This window comes from Methylobacterium sp. (genome assembly GCF_028290105.1).
Taxonomy (GTDB): Bacteria; Pseudomonadota; Alphaproteobacteria; order Rhizobiales; family Beijerinckiaceae; genus Methylobacterium.
Map to the genome: position 1 here is coordinate 1 of NZ_JAQGKL010000047.1, position 14,607 is coordinate 14,607.

Here is a 14,607-nt window from a genome sequence, read left to right on the forward strand (position 1 = left end):
GTGGAGGGCATGAACCCGGATGCCGGCGGTTCCCCCTTCGTCGAGCCGTAGCGCCGCTCAGCTGTGGCCGGCGCTGACCGACAGCATCGCGAGTTCGATGCCGTTGTTGCGAAGCGTCCGCTCGTACTTGGCGTCGAGCGCCGTGTGGAAGATAAGGTCCGGGTCGGCCGGGCAGACCAGCCAGCCATTGGCCAGGATCTCGTTCTCGAGCTGGCCCGCCTGCCAGCCGGCATAGCCCAGCGCCAGGACGGCGCTGGCCGGTCCGTCGCCGGCCGCGATGGCGCGCAGGATGTCCACCGTGGCGGTGAGGCAGATGCCGTCGTCGATGATCAGCGTGGACTGGTCGATGTGAAAATCGTCGGTGTGCAGAACGAAGCCGCGCTTGGCATCCACCGGGCCCCCCATCAGCACCGGCATGTGCCCGACGCGCTCGCGCAGGCGGATCGCGTCCGTCTCGCTCGCGATGTCGAGCTGGATCAGCAGGTCGGGCATGTTGAGGTCGAGGACAGCCTTGTTCAGGATGATCCCCATCGCGCCGTCGGCGGAATGCGCGCAGAGGTAGATGACCGACCGGGCGAATTGCGAATCCGTGAGCCCCGGCATCGCCACCAGGAATTGACCGTCGAGATAGGCGGGGTCACCCGCATGAGGTTGGGAAGCCTGGGGCCGGGAGGTCTGCATGCCCACATGCTACGCCGGCCGGCGGCGTTGTCCAGGGTGGAGCCCCCGCCCGGCCCGCACGCCGGATCGCCCCGGAACATCCCGCACGCGGGCGGCGGCGGCGCGCCTGCGCCTCGACAGGCCATGCCCTGCGAGCTAGACCATTCGGCATTGAGGGCTGCCGGGTCGCGGCGGCCGGGATCGCCTCACCGGTCGTCCGGGCCATCAGGACCCGGACCCGTGGCGCGACCAGGGGTCCGACGGTTCGGGTGCCCCCGCGTTCTTTCAGGAGACGACGGATGACCATCCAGGTTGGCGACCACCTTCCCCAAGTGACCTTCCGCGTGAACGGGGCCGAGGGGCCGGAGGCCAAGACCACCGACGACCTCTTCAAGGGCCGCCGCATCGTCCTCGTCGGCGTGCCCGGCGCCTTCACCCCGAGCTGCCACCGCAACCACCTGCCCGGCTTCATCGAGAAGCAGGCCGAGATCAAGGCGCGCGGCGTCGACGCCATCGCGATCACCTCCGTCAACGACGTGTTCGTGCTCGAAGCCTGGCAGAAGGCCAGCGGCGCCGAGGGCCTGGAGTTCCTCGCCGACGGCAATGCCGAGTTCGCGAAGGCCATCGGCCTCGACATGGACGGCGCCGGCTTCGGCCTCGGGCCCCGCTCGAAGCGTTACGCCATGCTGGTGGATGACGGCGTCGTGCGTGTGCTGAACGTCGAGGATTCCCCGGCCAAGACCGAGATCTCGGGTGCCGAGGCCCTGCTGAAGGTGATCTGATCGCCCGACCGCTTCCGGCTCCTCGTCCCGACGCGGGAGGGAGCCGGTCCGCGACTAGACCTGGCCGCTCCAGCCGTAATCCTGCGCCCGCGTCGCCGAGCGGTGGAAGGTCAGGCGCCGGTCGTATTCGAGCGGGTCCTTCGGTTGCACGAGGGCACCCGGCGGCACGTTGAGCCAGTCGACGAGACGGGTCAGCAGGAAGCGCAGGGCCGCACCCCGGCACAGGATGGGAAGCGCCGCGACCTCCTGCGGGTCGAGCCGGCGCACCGCTTCGTAGCCGGCGATGAGGGCCGCGCCCTTGTCGCGGTGGAAGCTGCCGTCGGCCTCGAAGCACCAGGCGTTGATGCAGATCGCGAGGTCGTACGCGAAGGCGTCGGTGCAGGCGAAGTAGAAGTCGATCAGCCCCGACAGGTCGTCGCCGATGAAGAACACGTTGTCGGTGAAGAGGTCGGCGTGGATCACGCCGGTAGGCAGGCCGCAGGGCCAGCCGGACTGAAGTGCCGCCAGATCCCTACGTACCCGTTCGGCGAGGCCGGCCGAGACCGTGTCGGCTTGGTGCGCGGCGCCGGCAAAGAGCGGGCCCCAGGATTCCACCGAGAGATTGTTGTCCCGGCGCATGCCGAAATCACGGCCCGCCGCGTGCAGGCCCGCGAGCGCGCCACCGAGTGCCCGGCAATGGTCGAGGCCGGGGCGCTTGACCGAGACGCCCTCAAGGAAACTGACGATGACGGCAGGCCGGCCGCAAAGTTCGCCGAGCGCCACGCCGGAACGGTTGCGGATCGGTTCGGGACAGGCGAGCCCGCGCGCGGCCAGATGCTCCATCAGGTTGAGGAAGAACGGCAGGTCGTCCGCCCGCACGCGCTTCTCGTAGAGGGTGAGAATGTAGGAACCGGCCGTGGTGTGCAGGAAGAAGTTGGTGTTCTCGACGCCCTCGGCGATGCCCTTGTAGGAGAGCAGCGTGCCGATGTCGTAGGCGGAGAGGAAGGCGGTCAGCGCTTCGTCGGAGACCTCGGTGTAGACGGCCACGGCATTTCACTTGATCGTTTCGAGGGCGAAAAGCACAAGGGCGCCGAATGGCGCCCTTGGCGGATGGTGTGCCGTGGCGCGGCTGGACCCTACTCGGCGGCCTCGCTGCGCAACTCGCGCGGCAGCGGGAAGGACATGTCCTCGACCACCGTGGAAACCGTATCCACCGTGACGGTATAGCGGGCGGCGAAAGCGTCGATGATCTCTTCGACGAGCACCTCCGGCGCCGAGGCGCCGGCGGTGAGGCCGAGCTTGCGGATGCCCTCGAAGGCCGGCCAGTCGATCTCCTCGGCCCGGAGCACCAGGCGGGTGATCGGGCAGCCAACGCGCTCGGCGACTTCGCGCAGGCGCTGCGAGTTCGAGGAGTTCGAGGACCCGACGACGATGACGGCATCGACCAGCGGCGCCACCTGCTTGACCGCTTCCTGGCGGTTGGTGGTGGCGTAGCAGATGTCGTCCTTGTGCGGACCGGTGATGGTCGGGAACTTCGCCTTCAGGGCGGCGACGATGTGGCGTGTGTCGTCCACCGACAGGGTCGTCTGCGTCACCCAGGCGAGGTTGTCGCGGTTCTCCGGCTCCAGGGCGGCGATCTGCTCTAGGTCCTCGACCAGGGTGATCGAGCCGGCGGGCAGCTGGCCCATGGTGCCGACGACCTCCGGGTGGCCGGAATGGCCGACGAGCAGCACGTGGCGGCCCCGCTTATGATGGATCTCGGCCTCGCGGTGGACTTTCGTCACCAGCGGGCAGGTGGCGTCGATGGTGGTCAGCCCGCGCGAATCGGCGTTGTTGGGCACCGTCTTGGCGACGCCGTGGGCGGAGAAGATCACCGGGGCAGAGCCGTCCGGCACCTCGTCGAGCTCGCGCACGAAGACCGCGCCCTTTCGCTTCAGGCTCTCGACCACGTACTTGTTGTGGACGATCTCATGACGGACGTAGACCGGCGGTCCGTAGATGGCGAGCGCCCGCTCCACCACGTCGATGGCCCGCACCACACCGGCGCAGAAGCCGCGCGGTGCACAGAGCAGGATTTCCAGGGGCGGCTTCGCCGCCTCGGTGGAGACGGGGGAGGTGGTCAGGTTCGCGTCGCTCATGATAGCCGGGATGTGGCGAGGCTGGGTCGCCCCTGTCAACCGCTCATAGCGTAAAACCACCCCGCTGGCACCCGTGGCCACGCGAAACCGGGCCCGCGTGGCGCACAGGACCCGTCAGGCCGGCACTCCAGCCCCCGATGCCACGCAATCGGCCAGCGACGCCTCCAGAAGCGGGATCATCCGCGGGTCGGCGCATTGGGCCACGTTGAAGCGCAGGAAGCTGTCGCCGAGGGTCGACGGACTGAAGGCGCTGCCCGGCGCGAGCACGAGGCCCTGCGCCAGGGCGCGACGGGCGACCTCGGCCGAATCCACGCCCTCGGGCAGTCGCATCCACAGGAAGAATCCGCCCGCCGGCTCGAGCCAGGCCTTCAACCCGCAGGCTTCCAGCCGGCGCAGGGCCGGCGCCATGGCGCGCGCGAGCTTCTCGCGCACCTCGCCGAGGTGCCGGCGATAGGTGCCGTCGGTGATGAGGCCGTGCATCAGGCTCGCCGAGAGATGGCTGTTGCCCAGGCTCATGGCGAGCTTGAGGTCGACGAGCGGCTCTACCCAGTCCTCGCGCAGGGCGACGAAGCCGCAACGGATGGCCGCCGAGAGTGTCTTCGAGAAGCTGCCGACCTGGATCACCCGCTCCAACCCGTCGAACCCGGCCAGACGCGGCGACGGTTCGCCCTCGAAATCCCCGAAGATGTCGTCCTCGATAATGAGGGTGTCGTGCGCCTCCGCGAGCTTGAGGACGCGGTGCGCGGTGGCCGGGGCCAGGACGGATCCGGTGGGGTTCTGGAGCGCCGAATTGGTGAGGTAGAAGCGCGGGCGATGCTCGGCGAGCAGCGCGGCCAGCGCGACCAGATCCGGGCCGGCGGGGGTCAGCGGCACGCCGACGATTCGCGCCCGGTGCGCCCGCAGCAGGGCGTGGTAATTGAAGTAGCAGGGATCATCCACCAGCACGGTGTCGCCCGGCTCGAGCAGGAAGCGGCAGAGCAGGTCCACCGCCTGCGTCGCGGAATCCACCAAAACGACCTGGTCCGCGCCCACCTCCACGCCGTTTTCGGCCAGCCGGCGAGCGATCTGCGCCCGCAGGGGCGGAAAGCCGAGGGGCTGGTCGTGCGCGACGAGGTTGGCCTCTGCACCGCGCGCGAGCTGGCGCAAGCCCCGCCGGATCGCGGCGTCGGGCATCCAGGCGGCGGGCAGCCAGCCCGAGCCCGGCATCACGAGATCCGGTCCGGCCTGCATCGATTGCCGGGTGATCCAGAGCGGGTCCACCGCCCGGTCGAGCTGCGGGCCCACCGCCTTCAGGCAGAGCGGCCGCGTCTTGCCGGCCACGTAGAAGCCCGAGCCCCGCCGCGCCACGATGGCGCCCTCCGCGCCGAGGCGGTCATAGGCCTCGACGACGGTGGATTTCGACACGCCCATGGCTTCGGCGAAGGCCCGCACGGAGGGCAGCCGGGCACCGGGCAGGAGCTGGCGCCCGGCGATCCGCTCGGTGATCGATGCCGCCACGGTCTCGACCAGCGTGGGGGTGACGTGGGCCGATGGCTTCATCTGTCCTGCTCTCCGTCCCGGACAATTTGGCGGAAGCGTACTGAACTGTCCCTGTCGCGGCTAGGCCGAAGCGCGCATTCCTCCGGCCACGGTGCTCCGGAAAGGACGGGGCACCGGCCAGGGACGCAAGATCATGGACGCCATCACCTCACCCAGGACCCGACCCGCAACAACCGGCACCGCCATGCCGGCACGCGCCAAGGCCGCGCTGCTCTGCTGGATCGCCGCGCTCGCACAGGGCGTCTCGCGTGCCGCGATCAACCGCCGCGTCGTCCGGCAGCTCTCCGCGATGTCAGACCGCGACCTGAAGGATATCGGCCTCGTGCGCCAGGACGTGCTCGATTCGCACGCCCTGTTGCTCGAAGGCGACGCGTCAAGTTTCCTGATCGGCCGACGCGCGGAGCGCCGTAGGGGATCCCGGCGCGTCGCCGCCGGCCATTGGCCCCCGCGCCGAGATTGACCGCGGCGCTCGCGGCATCGACCTCATCGTCGATGGCGGCATGCACTGGTCTTCGTTCTGAGGCGCGCTTCTGAAATGATGCTCGACTGCCGGGCCGGCCATCCTTGGCCGGCGTCGCTGTCGATGGCACGAACCTGGGATGAGGTGCTGATTCGCACTGGGGACATCCGCGCACGGGCAGTCGTGGCCCACGCGGGCGTGACGGGCGCTGCCCTGCTGGTTAAGAGGAGGCGTCCGGCACTCCTGGATCGCGTTCGGCCGGGGCCGGCTTCATGCCGCCCCGAATCCCTCCAGCCCCGAATCCTGCCCGTCCCGGATTCGCCAAGCCTCGGATGCCCATGGCGAGCGCCGCGACCCACGTCAGCTTCCTGCCGCCGGTGCTGACCTTCCTGTCGGCGGCGGTGATCGGCGTGCCGATCTTCCGGCTCATCGGCCAGAGCGCCGTGCTCGGCTACCTTGTCGCCGGGGTGGTGATCGGGCCGTTCGGCTTCTCCTTGATCGCCGAGCCGGAGACGGCCGCGAGCGTCGCCGAACTCGGCGTCGTGCTGCTCCTCTTCATCGTCGGGCTCGAACTCCAGATCTCACGGCTCGTCTCCATGCGCCGGGACATCTTCGGGCTCGGGACCGTCCAGCTCCTTGTTTGCTCGGCGGCCCTGGCCGGCGTCGGCCTCCTGATGGGCGCCAAGCCCTCGGCCAGCCTCGTGATCGGCATCGCGCTCGCGCTCTCGGCCACCGCCGTCGCCCTGCAGTTGCTGGAAGAGCGCGGCGACATGGGCACGCCCTATGGCGGACGCGCCTTCGCGGTGCTCCTGTTCCAGGACATCTCGGTCGTGGCCATCCTCGCCCTGATGCCGCTGTTCGCGTCTTCGGGGATCGCGGGCGGCGACGGCTGGCTTCTCGGGGCCCTGCAATCCACCGGCACGGTGGGGGCAGCGATCCTCGCGGTTGTGCTGGTCGGGCGCTACGGCCTCAACCCGTTCTTCGGCCTGCTCGCCGCCAGCGGCGCCCGCGAGGTGATGACGGCGGCAGCCCTCCTTGTGGTGCTCGGCACCGCGATGCTGATGGAGCATGTCGGCCTGTCGATGGCCATGGGCGCATTCCTGGCCGGCGTCCTCCTCGCCGAGTCGAACTTCCGCCACCAGCTCGAGGCCGATATCGAGCCGTTCCGCGGCATGCTGCTCGGCCTGTTCTTCATGAGCGTGGGCATGTCCATCGACGGCGGCCTGCTCCGGGCCGAATGGCCGACCCTGCTCGGCGCCACGGCCGGGGCGATCCTGCTCAAGGTCACCCTGGTGGCCGGCCTGTTCCGCTTGTTCGGCTCGCCCTGGCTCGATGCGGTGCGCGGCGGCGCCATCCTGGCGCCGGCGGGCGAGTTCGCCTTCGTGCTGCTGCCGGCGGGGGGCGAGCTCGGGCTGATCGATTCCGCGGCCACGCGCTTTGCCGTGGCGCTCGCCGCACTCACCATGCTGGTGGGGCCCGTGGCGGCCAAGGCTCTCGACGCCGCGCTCGCGCGACGTTCCGACGAGCCCGAGCCGGTGGCGGACGCCATCGAGACGACGGAGGCCCGCGTCTTGGTGGTGGGGTTCGGGCGTTTCGGCCAGATCCTCACCCAGGTGCTGCTCGCCGAAGGCATCAGCGTCACGGTGATCGACAAGGATGTCGAGCAGATCCGCAGCGCCTCGCGCTTCGGCTTCCGCATCTATTATGGCGACGGCACCCGCCTCGACGTGCTGCGCGCCGCCGGCATCGGCCGGGCCGAACTGCTCTGCATCTGCGTCGATGACGGCGAGGCGGCCCTGAAGATCGTCGACATCGTGCACGAGGAATTCGCTAGCGTGCGCACCTATGTGCGGGCCTATGACCGCATGCACGCCGTCGAGCTGATGAACCGCGACGTGGATTTCCAATTGCGCGAGACCGTCGAATCCGCCCTCGCCTTCGGGCGTGCCACGCTGGAGGGGCTCGGCCTCAGTGCGGAGGCCGCCGCCGCCACCGCCGAGGACGTGCGCAAGCGCGACGTCGCCCGCCTCGTACTGCAGCAGGCCGGCGCCCTGCCGGACGCCACCTACTGGGCGCGCGGCGTTTCCGAGATCAAGCCGGAGCCGCTGACCGAGCCGCAGCGCCCCTCACGCGCGCTCAACGCAGAGACCCGCGACATCATCGGCTCGAAGAAGCGCGAGGCCGCCACCCGCACCCTCGAAGCCCAGCATTCTCCACAGGACGCCCGTTCGGATGCCTGAGGCGACACACGAATCCGCGCGCTTCGTCGAAGGATCGATCCTGCGCCACGTGGTGACGATGAGCGCCACCGGCTCGATCGGGCTGATGGCGATCTTCGTCGTCGACTTCTTGTCGCTGCTCTACGTCTCGAAGCTCGGCGACCCGACGCTGACGGCGGCGGTGGGGTTCGCCACCATCGTTCAGTTCTTCGCCATCGCCATCAATATCGGCCTGATGATCGCCGCCGGGGCCCTGGTCTCGCGGGCGATCGGTGCCGGTGACCCGGCGGGCGCCCGGCGTCTGGCCACCTCCGGCACCATCCACGGCATCGTCGTCTCGGGTCTCCTCGTCCTCGCCATGCTGCCCTTCCTGCCGAGTTTCCTCGGCTGGATCGGGGCCGATGCCGAGACCCTGCCGGTGGCGACCCGCTTCCTCTGGATCACCCTGCCGTCGAACCTGCTCATGGGCCCCGGCATGATGTTCTCCGGCCTGCTGCGCGCGGTCGGTGCCGCGCGCCAGGCCATGTACGTCACCCTCGGGGGCGCCATCGTCACCGCCGGGCTCGACCCGCTGCTGATCTTCGGGGCCGGGCTCGGCGTCGACGGCGCTGCGATCACGACCTGCTTTGCCCGCGCCACCTTCGCCCTCGTGGGCTTGTGGGGCGTGCGCCAGCACCGGATGCTGGCGCGGCCGAGCCTCGCGGACGTCGTGGCGGATGCGCCCGTGATGATGCGCATCGCCCTGCCCGCTGTGCTCACCAACCTCGCGCCCTCGGTGGCGAGCGCCTTCATCGCCCACGCGCTCGCGAAATTCGGCGCCGTGGCGGTGGCGGGCAACGTGGTCATCGACCGGCTCACCCCCGTAGCGTTCGGCGGCCTCTTCGCCATGTCGGGATCGATCGGGCCGATCCTCGGCCAGAACTGGGGGGGCGGCCGCTTCGACCGGATGCGCGGCGTGCTGCGTGACGGCACCGTCGTCACCGCGCTCTATGTCCTCGTGGTCTGGATCGCCCTGGCCCTGGGTGCGGGGCCCCTGACCCGGCTCTTCGGCCTGGTGGGCGTGGCGGCCGACCTGTTCGGGTTCTTCTGCCTCGTCAGCGGCGGCGTCTGGTTCTTCACCGGCCTGCTGTTCCTGGCCAATGCCTCCTTCAACAATCTCGGCTTCCCGTTCTATTCGACGGCCCTGAACTGGGGCCGCGCCACGCTGGGGACCGTGCCGCCGGCACTGATCGGCGCGCATGTCTACGGTCCGAAGGGCGTCATCGCGGGCGTCGGCCTCGGCTCCGTCCTGTTCGGGGTCGCCGGCATCGTGCTGGCCTTCCGCACCGTGGCCACGCTGGAGAGTCGCGCCGTTCCCGCTCCCGCAGAGACCGCGCACGCCCCGAACGCTGGCCCCGACGCCACCCGGGCGGCCGCGCCCGCGCAATCCGGCGCCCTGGTCTGAGATCCAATCCGGGTCTGCCTTGCCAGGTGTGCCCTGCAGCCCGCGGAGACTGAACGTTTGAACGCTTCGACCGCCTCACCTCCCTGGGTCCAGCTCGACAGCAGCCCGATTCCGGGGACGAGCGCCACGTTGCGCCTCCTGCGGCAGGACGAGGCCTACTCGATCCAGGTCGGGGACGCCGAACTCATGACGAACCTCGATCGCCGCTCCGAGCAGGCTCTCGCGACGATCGCCTGCACCCGCCTGCGGGATCGCCCGAACCCGCGCGTTCTCATCGGCGGCCTCGGCATGGGTTTTACCCTACGCGCGGCCCTTGAGGCCCTCGGTCCCGACGCGCAAGTGGTGGTCGCGGAACTCATTCCCTCCGTCGTCGCCTGGGCGCGCGGCCCCCTCGCCCACCTCTTCGGCGACAGCCTCGACGATCCCCGCGTCGAGATCGTCGAGGGGGACGTGAACCGCCTGATCCAGTCGGGGCCCGCCCGCTTCGACGCGATCCTGCTCGACGTCGACAATGGCCCGTCCGGAATGACCCGGCGCGAAAACGACCGGCTCTACGATCGCTGGGGTCTGAAGCGGGCGCAGTACGCGCTCACGCGGGGCGGCATCCTGGGGGTCTGGTCCGGCAAGCCGGACCGCCGGTTCAAGGCGCGCCTGCGCCTGCACGGCTTCACGGTCGACGAGGTTCGGGTTCGGGCCAATGGCGGCGCGGACGGACCGCGCCACGTGCTCTGGTTCGCGGTCCGCCCCGATGCGGAGCCGGCGATGTGACCCTTATGCCCGGCGCCGACGAGGCGGCGCCGGGAAGCTCTGAGTTTCAGTAGCTGTAGTTGCGACGCGAGGAGCCCTGTGCCTGCCCGTAGCCGGTGTCGCGTGGCTGGACCCGCGAACCGTAATCGACGTCTCGCTGGCGGCGCGCGTCGCGGTTGGCGAGGTAGCGACCCCCGAGGCAGCCCGCGACCGCTCCGACGACACCGCGCTCGGCCAGATAGTGGCCGGCGATGCCGCCGATGATCGCGCCCTTGATACAGCCCTTGGCTTCGGCGGTCCCGACGCTGCCGAGGGTGAGGAGGGCGAGGGCCGATGCCGTTGCGATGATCCGCATGATGTTCTCCCGATTGATGCCAGGGAGAACGGCGGCGTGCCCGGCCCGTTCCCTCATGACACTTGCTCGCCGGCTCAATCCCGCGCGGTGAAACCGTCCACACGGATCATCGACTTTAGTCCCTGGCGTTTTTCAATTTTCCGCCCTGTGTCCGAACTGCAGCAGGCAGGATGCGCGCAGGCGTGTCTAAGACATCGCGGAGAGATGGTCAGTCGTCGATGGACTGGCCACAACGGGATGTCTTCATATGTCTTCGCGCTGGGTGCGTCAGGTTGTGTCTCGACTTCCGCACGTCGCATTCGGGTTGCTCATCGTCGTGTCGTCCTGGGGCGCACACGCTCGGGGCGACGAGAAATCCAAGGGCGGCGCTCAGCCGCCTACGCCCGCCACGTCCGGCCGCGGCGGCGGCGAGGCGTCTTCCAAGGACGTCGACACCGAGCACCTGTTCGGTTTCACCGAGGGCGCGGATGCCGGCGAGAAGGGTGAGCAGGAGGTCGTGCTCGATACGGTCTCCCGCCTCGGCAAGCGGGCGGGCGGGCCCGGCGGGTCCCGCTACCGGGTGCTCGACACCAAGCTCGGCTACCAGTTCGACCCCATCGACAGGCTCAGCATCGAGTTCGGCGCCTTCGGCGACCTGCGCCGGGCCCGCAACGTCCTGGACCTCGACGACAAGTCCTACGGCACCTTCGACGGCGTCTCGGTGGAGGTGAAATATCAGTTCCTGAAGAGCTCGAAGGATCAGCCCCTCGGGCTCGCCCTGGAGCTGCGTCCCCGCTACGGTCGCGTTCTGCCGATCGAGGGCAACGGGGCCGACATCTTCGATTTCGAAAGCGTCCTGCAGCTCGACGTGCAGGTGGTGCCGGACAAGGTCTGGTACGGCAGCAACATCAGCTTCGAGCCGGCGGCGGGCCGTCAGCGCGGCGGCGGGCCGGGGTACCGCTCCTCGACCTTCCTCTGGTCGCACGCGCTCGTCGGGCGCATCGGAGAAAGCACTTATCTCGGACCGGAGGTGCGCTACCTGCGCGGCTATGACGGGACGTTCCTGAACCAGCTGCAGAGCGAGGCCCTAACCGTGGGGCCGGCCCTGCACCACCGCTTCACGGAGAAGACCTGGCTGACGGTGGCCTATGCCGGGCAGGTCTGGGGGCGCGACACCGGCCCGACCCTGGCGGGGCGTGCACTCGGACTGAACCAGTTCGAGCGGCACAACATCCGGGTCAAGCTCGGTATGGAGTTCTGACGTCCCGAGGATCTGCGGCGGCGCGAGCAGCTTCTGCGCTTCCGCCGCCGTCACGACGCGAGACTTCGGCGGCAAGCGATCGGGATCTTTTGCGGGAGCCGCAGCGGCCTCAGGCTCGCCATCGTGTTGGTCTTGGCTGGGCAGACCGGCACTACGAGAACACTCGCCACCGAAACGTCAGGCTGGGGCTTGCACGCTCGGATCAGCCTCTGAACCGACCCGACTCGTCCGGATTTACGTGCGCCTCGGGTTCCTCCGCCTGGACCCGCCGCTCCGCCCGAAGCTCCCGCTCGGCCATCAGCCAGAGTTCGATGCTGAAGTCGTCCGGACGATGATGGCGCTCCCACAAGTCGTAGGCCCGCTCCCGGATCTGCTCGAACTTGATGTAGGCGGAGGCAGAAAGCGGGCCGGGCTCGACCGACCGGGATGAGCGCGGATCCGCTCCTGGCAGCACCAACACTCCTATCGGCTCTGTAGGGAGACGAAATTCATCGCACGAGGCACCGAAAGGTTCCTTCACCCAGAGCAAGACGGCCCACCCGGAGAGTGGCGCGGACGGGCACGGAAATTTGTCTCGGGCACGCCTTGTTTTCGACAGCAACCTTCATCAATGCGTCAGGAAGCATCGCTAAATTGTCGTGACATTTTTCCCTGGAGCCCTGTGCCGAACGGCATCGATCCGCATGCGGTGTCCGCATCTGGGTCGGCGCGGTTCACGGCTGCGGCCGCTCGTGAGACCCGTCGCATGCGTGAAACCGATTCCTCGCTTGTCCCGCCGGCCGGTCTCCGGAAGCGGACGCAGGTCGCGATCCTGTCGGCCGTGGCGCTCGCGGTGGCCGCTGGCGCGCTCTGGCTGCCGGGAACCTTCGTGGGAGCTGCGGCACCGACGAACGCTGCGGGGCCGGCGAGCGCGCCGACGCCGGCCGAAGGCTTCGTTCTCACGTCGGACCAGCTTGCCGCCATGACCGTCGTGCCGGTCGAGCAGCGCTTGTTCTCCGAGGAGATCAGCACCGAGGGCAAGATCGGCGTCGACGAGTATCAGGCCACCCCGGTCTTTTCGCCATATCCCGGTCGGGTCGTCACGATCTTCGCGAGTACGGGCGAGCAGGTGAAGCAGGGCCAGCGCCTGTTCTCCCTGCAGGCCAACGAGATGGTGCAGGCGCAGAACGACTATCTCGCCGCCCTGAACGCCCTCAACAAGGCCCGCTCGCAGCTCAATCTGGCGCAGTCCGCCGAGAAGCGCCTGCGCGACCTCTTCGAATCGCGCGTCACCACGCTGCGCGAACTTCAGAATGCCCAGAACGACCTGACCACGGCGACCAACGACGCACGGACGGCGGAGGTCGGCCTGGAGGCGGTGCGCAACCGCCTGCGCATCCTCGGCCTGCGCGACGAGGAGGTGGCCAACCTCCAGAAGGGGTCGATCAACCCGGAGACCGCGATCAACGCGCCGCTCAGCGGCACCATCATCCAGCGCAAGATCGGTCCCGGGCAGTATGTCGGGAGCGGCGGCGGCGACCCTTCCTACATCATCGGCGACCTCTCGAAGGTCTGGCTGATCGCGCAGTTGCGCGAGCCCGACGCGGCACGGGTGGACCTCGGGGACAAGATCAAGTTCCGCGTGCTCGCATTCCCCGAAAAGGTCTTCGACGGCCAGATCAACTTCATCGCCGCCTCCGTCGACCCGGCGACCCGGCGCATCACGGTCCGGGCCGACATCGACAATGCGCAGAACCTCCTGAAGCCGGAGATGTACGCCAGCGTCCGCATCATCAACGAGCGCGAGAGCGTGTCGCAGTCGGTTCCCCGGGCCGCCGTGGTGCTGGAGGGCGCCAAGGCGAGCGTCTGGGTGCTCCGGGCCGACAACTCGGTGGAGAGCCGGCGGGTCAGGACCGGCATCATCGACGGCGGCAACATCGAGATCCTGCAAGGGCTCGCCATCGGCGAGCGGGTGATCTCGCGCGGCTCCCTGTTCATCGACCGCATGCTGACGCGCGGCTGATCCGTCGGCGCATCGCTACGGGGAAAAGGCTCATCCAGATCGCCCATCGACAACCATCGAGACCAAACTCGGTCTCCAGTCATCTACAACTCGCGTCGCTTCTGAATTTATCGCACGCGCAGCGGATCGGGCTGCGTTGAGCCGGGCAGTGTCATCGCCTGACTGCGCACACGGCCTAGCCCGAAACTTGCTAAAGCTGTCAGCTCATCAGACGATATCTGATCGGATCCAAGCCAGCGGTAAAACCGAAGCCGTTGGAAGTGGAGGATGCGTTATGGCGATGACACGACGGTCCATGCTCCGCACGGCAATGTCTGGCGCCAGCTTAGTAGCCTGTCCGACCGTGCTTCGGGCGCAGGCGCCAAAGCTGCTCCGACTTTCGCATCAGTTTCCAGGCGGAACCCTGGAGCACGGCGATGCCCGAGACCGTGTCTGCCGCCGCTTCGCCCAGGAAATCAAAAAGCGGACCAGTGGCAGCCTCGCCGTACAGGTCTACCCCAGCTCCTCGCTGATGAAGACGCTGGCTCAGTTCAGCTCGGTGCGCAAAGGTACGCTCGACATGGGTCTCATCCCGCTCGCCTACGCGGGTGACGAGGTTCCTGAGGCCAATGTCGCCCTGATGCCGACCCTCGTGACGAACTACGACCAAGCCCTCAAATGGCGCAACGCCCGGGTGGGCGAGCAGCTTGCTAAAACGCTCGCTGATCAGGGTGTGATCATCGTCACTTGGGTCTGGCAGTCCGGCGCTGTCGCCTCATGCGTCCACCCAATCCTTGTACCCGCCGACGTCGCAGGCGTGAGTATTCGTGGTGGCAGCCGGGCGATGGACCTTGTGTTCCAAGCCTCTGGCGGCATCGTCTCATCCATGCCGTCGAACGAGATGTACGTCGGCATGCAGACAGGCGTCCTTGAGGCAGCGGTCAGTGCCTCGACCAGCCTCATCTCCTTCCGACTAGATGACATGACCAAAAACCTAACCGCAGGCCGTGGTCAGTCTTTCTGGTTCATGCTGGAGCCTCTGATGATGTCGAAGATAACTTTC

The 14,607-nt window shown here is 68.5% G+C and carries 14 protein-coding genes; 8 read left to right on the plus strand and 6 right to left on the minus strand.

All coding sequences use genetic code 11. The features are described from left to right. Positions 1 to 57: 57 nt before the first annotated feature. Positions 58 to 681 (minus strand): YqgE/AlgH family protein, encoded by a 624-nt coding sequence (locus JWQ05_RS03795; RefSeq protein WP_299654702.1) that lies wholly within the window; start codon positions 679 to 681, stop codon positions 58 to 60. Positions 682 to 959: 278 nt separating this feature from the next. Between JWQ05_RS03795 and JWQ05_RS03800 the strand changes: the two genes are divergently transcribed. Continuing rightward, positions 960 to 1,442 carry a peroxiredoxin gene (locus tag JWQ05_RS03800; protein ID WP_299654704.1) on the plus strand — a complete coding sequence of 161 codons (483 nt, stop codon included), beginning with the start codon at positions 960 to 962 and terminating at the stop codon, positions 1,440 to 1,442. 54 nt (positions 1,443 to 1,496) lie between these two features. On the opposite strand, the gene thrB is transcribed toward JWQ05_RS03800, so the two are convergent. The 3 genes from thrB to JWQ05_RS03815 form a co-directional block, all read right to left on the minus strand. Continuing rightward, the gene (gene thrB, locus JWQ05_RS03805; RefSeq protein ID WP_299654707.1) at positions 1,497 to 2,468 is read right to left on the minus strand and encodes a homoserine kinase; all 972 of its coding nucleotides are present in this window, start codon (positions 2,466 to 2,468) and stop codon (positions 1,497 to 1,499) included. Between the two features lie 89 nt (positions 2,469 to 2,557). Beyond that, complete coding sequence (ispH, locus tag JWQ05_RS03810; protein WP_299654710.1) at positions 2,558 to 3,559, minus strand: 4-hydroxy-3-methylbut-2-enyl diphosphate reductase; 1,002 nt, start codon at positions 3,557 to 3,559, stop codon at positions 2,558 to 2,560. Positions 3,560 to 3,673: 114 nt separating this feature from the next. Then, a complete protein-coding gene (locus tag JWQ05_RS03815) occupies positions 3,674 to 5,098 on the minus strand; it encodes a PLP-dependent aminotransferase family protein (RefSeq protein WP_299654713.1) in 1,425 nt (474 codons plus the stop codon). 133 nt (positions 5,099 to 5,231) lie between these two features. Between JWQ05_RS03815 and JWQ05_RS03820 the strand changes: the two genes are divergently transcribed. The 4 genes from JWQ05_RS03820 to JWQ05_RS03835 all read left to right on the plus strand — a co-directional run bounded on the left by JWQ05_RS03820 (position 5,232) and on the right by JWQ05_RS03835 (position 9,989). After that, positions 5,232 to 5,558: a DUF1127 domain-containing protein gene (locus JWQ05_RS03820; protein ID WP_299654716.1), complete on the plus strand. Its 327-nt coding sequence runs from the start codon at positions 5,232 to 5,234 to the stop codon at positions 5,556 to 5,558. A 338-nt stretch (positions 5,559 to 5,896) separates the two neighbouring features. Continuing rightward, a complete protein-coding gene (locus tag JWQ05_RS03825; protein WP_299654719.1) occupies positions 5,897 to 7,798 on the plus strand; it encodes a monovalent cation:proton antiporter-2 (CPA2) family protein in 1,902 nt (633 codons plus the stop codon). Next, a complete protein-coding gene (locus JWQ05_RS03830; RefSeq protein WP_299654722.1) occupies positions 7,791 to 9,221 on the plus strand; it encodes an MATE family efflux transporter in 1,431 nt (476 codons plus the stop codon). The genes JWQ05_RS03825 and JWQ05_RS03830 overlap by 8 nt, the downstream gene beginning before the upstream one ends. Positions 9,222 to 9,278: 57 nt before the next feature. Beyond that, positions 9,279 to 9,989, plus strand: coding sequence for a hypothetical protein (locus tag JWQ05_RS03835; RefSeq protein WP_299654725.1), 711 nt, complete (start codon positions 9,279 to 9,281; stop codon positions 9,987 to 9,989). Between the two features lie 46 nt (positions 9,990 to 10,035). Here JWQ05_RS03835 and JWQ05_RS03840 read toward each other — a convergent pair whose 3' ends face one another. Then, a complete protein-coding gene (locus JWQ05_RS03840) occupies positions 10,036 to 10,323 on the minus strand; it encodes a hypothetical protein (protein WP_299654728.1) in 288 nt (95 codons plus the stop codon). Positions 10,324 to 10,627: 304 nt separating this feature from the next. On the opposite strand from JWQ05_RS03840, the gene JWQ05_RS03845 reads away from it, so the two are divergent. Then, positions 10,628 to 11,563: a hypothetical protein gene (locus JWQ05_RS03845; protein ID WP_299654731.1), complete on the plus strand. Its 936-nt coding sequence runs from the start codon at positions 10,628 to 10,630 to the stop codon at positions 11,561 to 11,563. A gap of 202 nt (positions 11,564 to 11,765) precedes the next feature. Here JWQ05_RS03845 and JWQ05_RS03850 read toward each other — a convergent pair whose 3' ends face one another. After that, on the minus strand, positions 11,766 to 11,948 hold the full coding sequence (locus JWQ05_RS03850; RefSeq protein ID WP_299654740.1) for a DUF2934 domain-containing protein: 183 nt from the start codon (positions 11,946 to 11,948) through the stop codon (positions 11,766 to 11,768). A gap of 360 nt (positions 11,949 to 12,308) precedes the next feature. Between JWQ05_RS03850 and JWQ05_RS03855 the strand changes: the two genes are divergently transcribed. Beyond that, entirely contained in the window at positions 12,309 to 13,565 is a 1,257-nt protein-coding gene (locus tag JWQ05_RS03855) for an efflux RND transporter periplasmic adaptor subunit (protein WP_299654734.1), read from the plus strand. Between the two features lie 295 nt (positions 13,566 to 13,860). Further along, positions 13,861 to 14,607: TRAP transporter substrate-binding protein DctP (gene dctP, locus JWQ05_RS03860; RefSeq protein ID WP_299654737.1), on the plus strand; the 747-nt coding region annotated here is incomplete at its 3' end.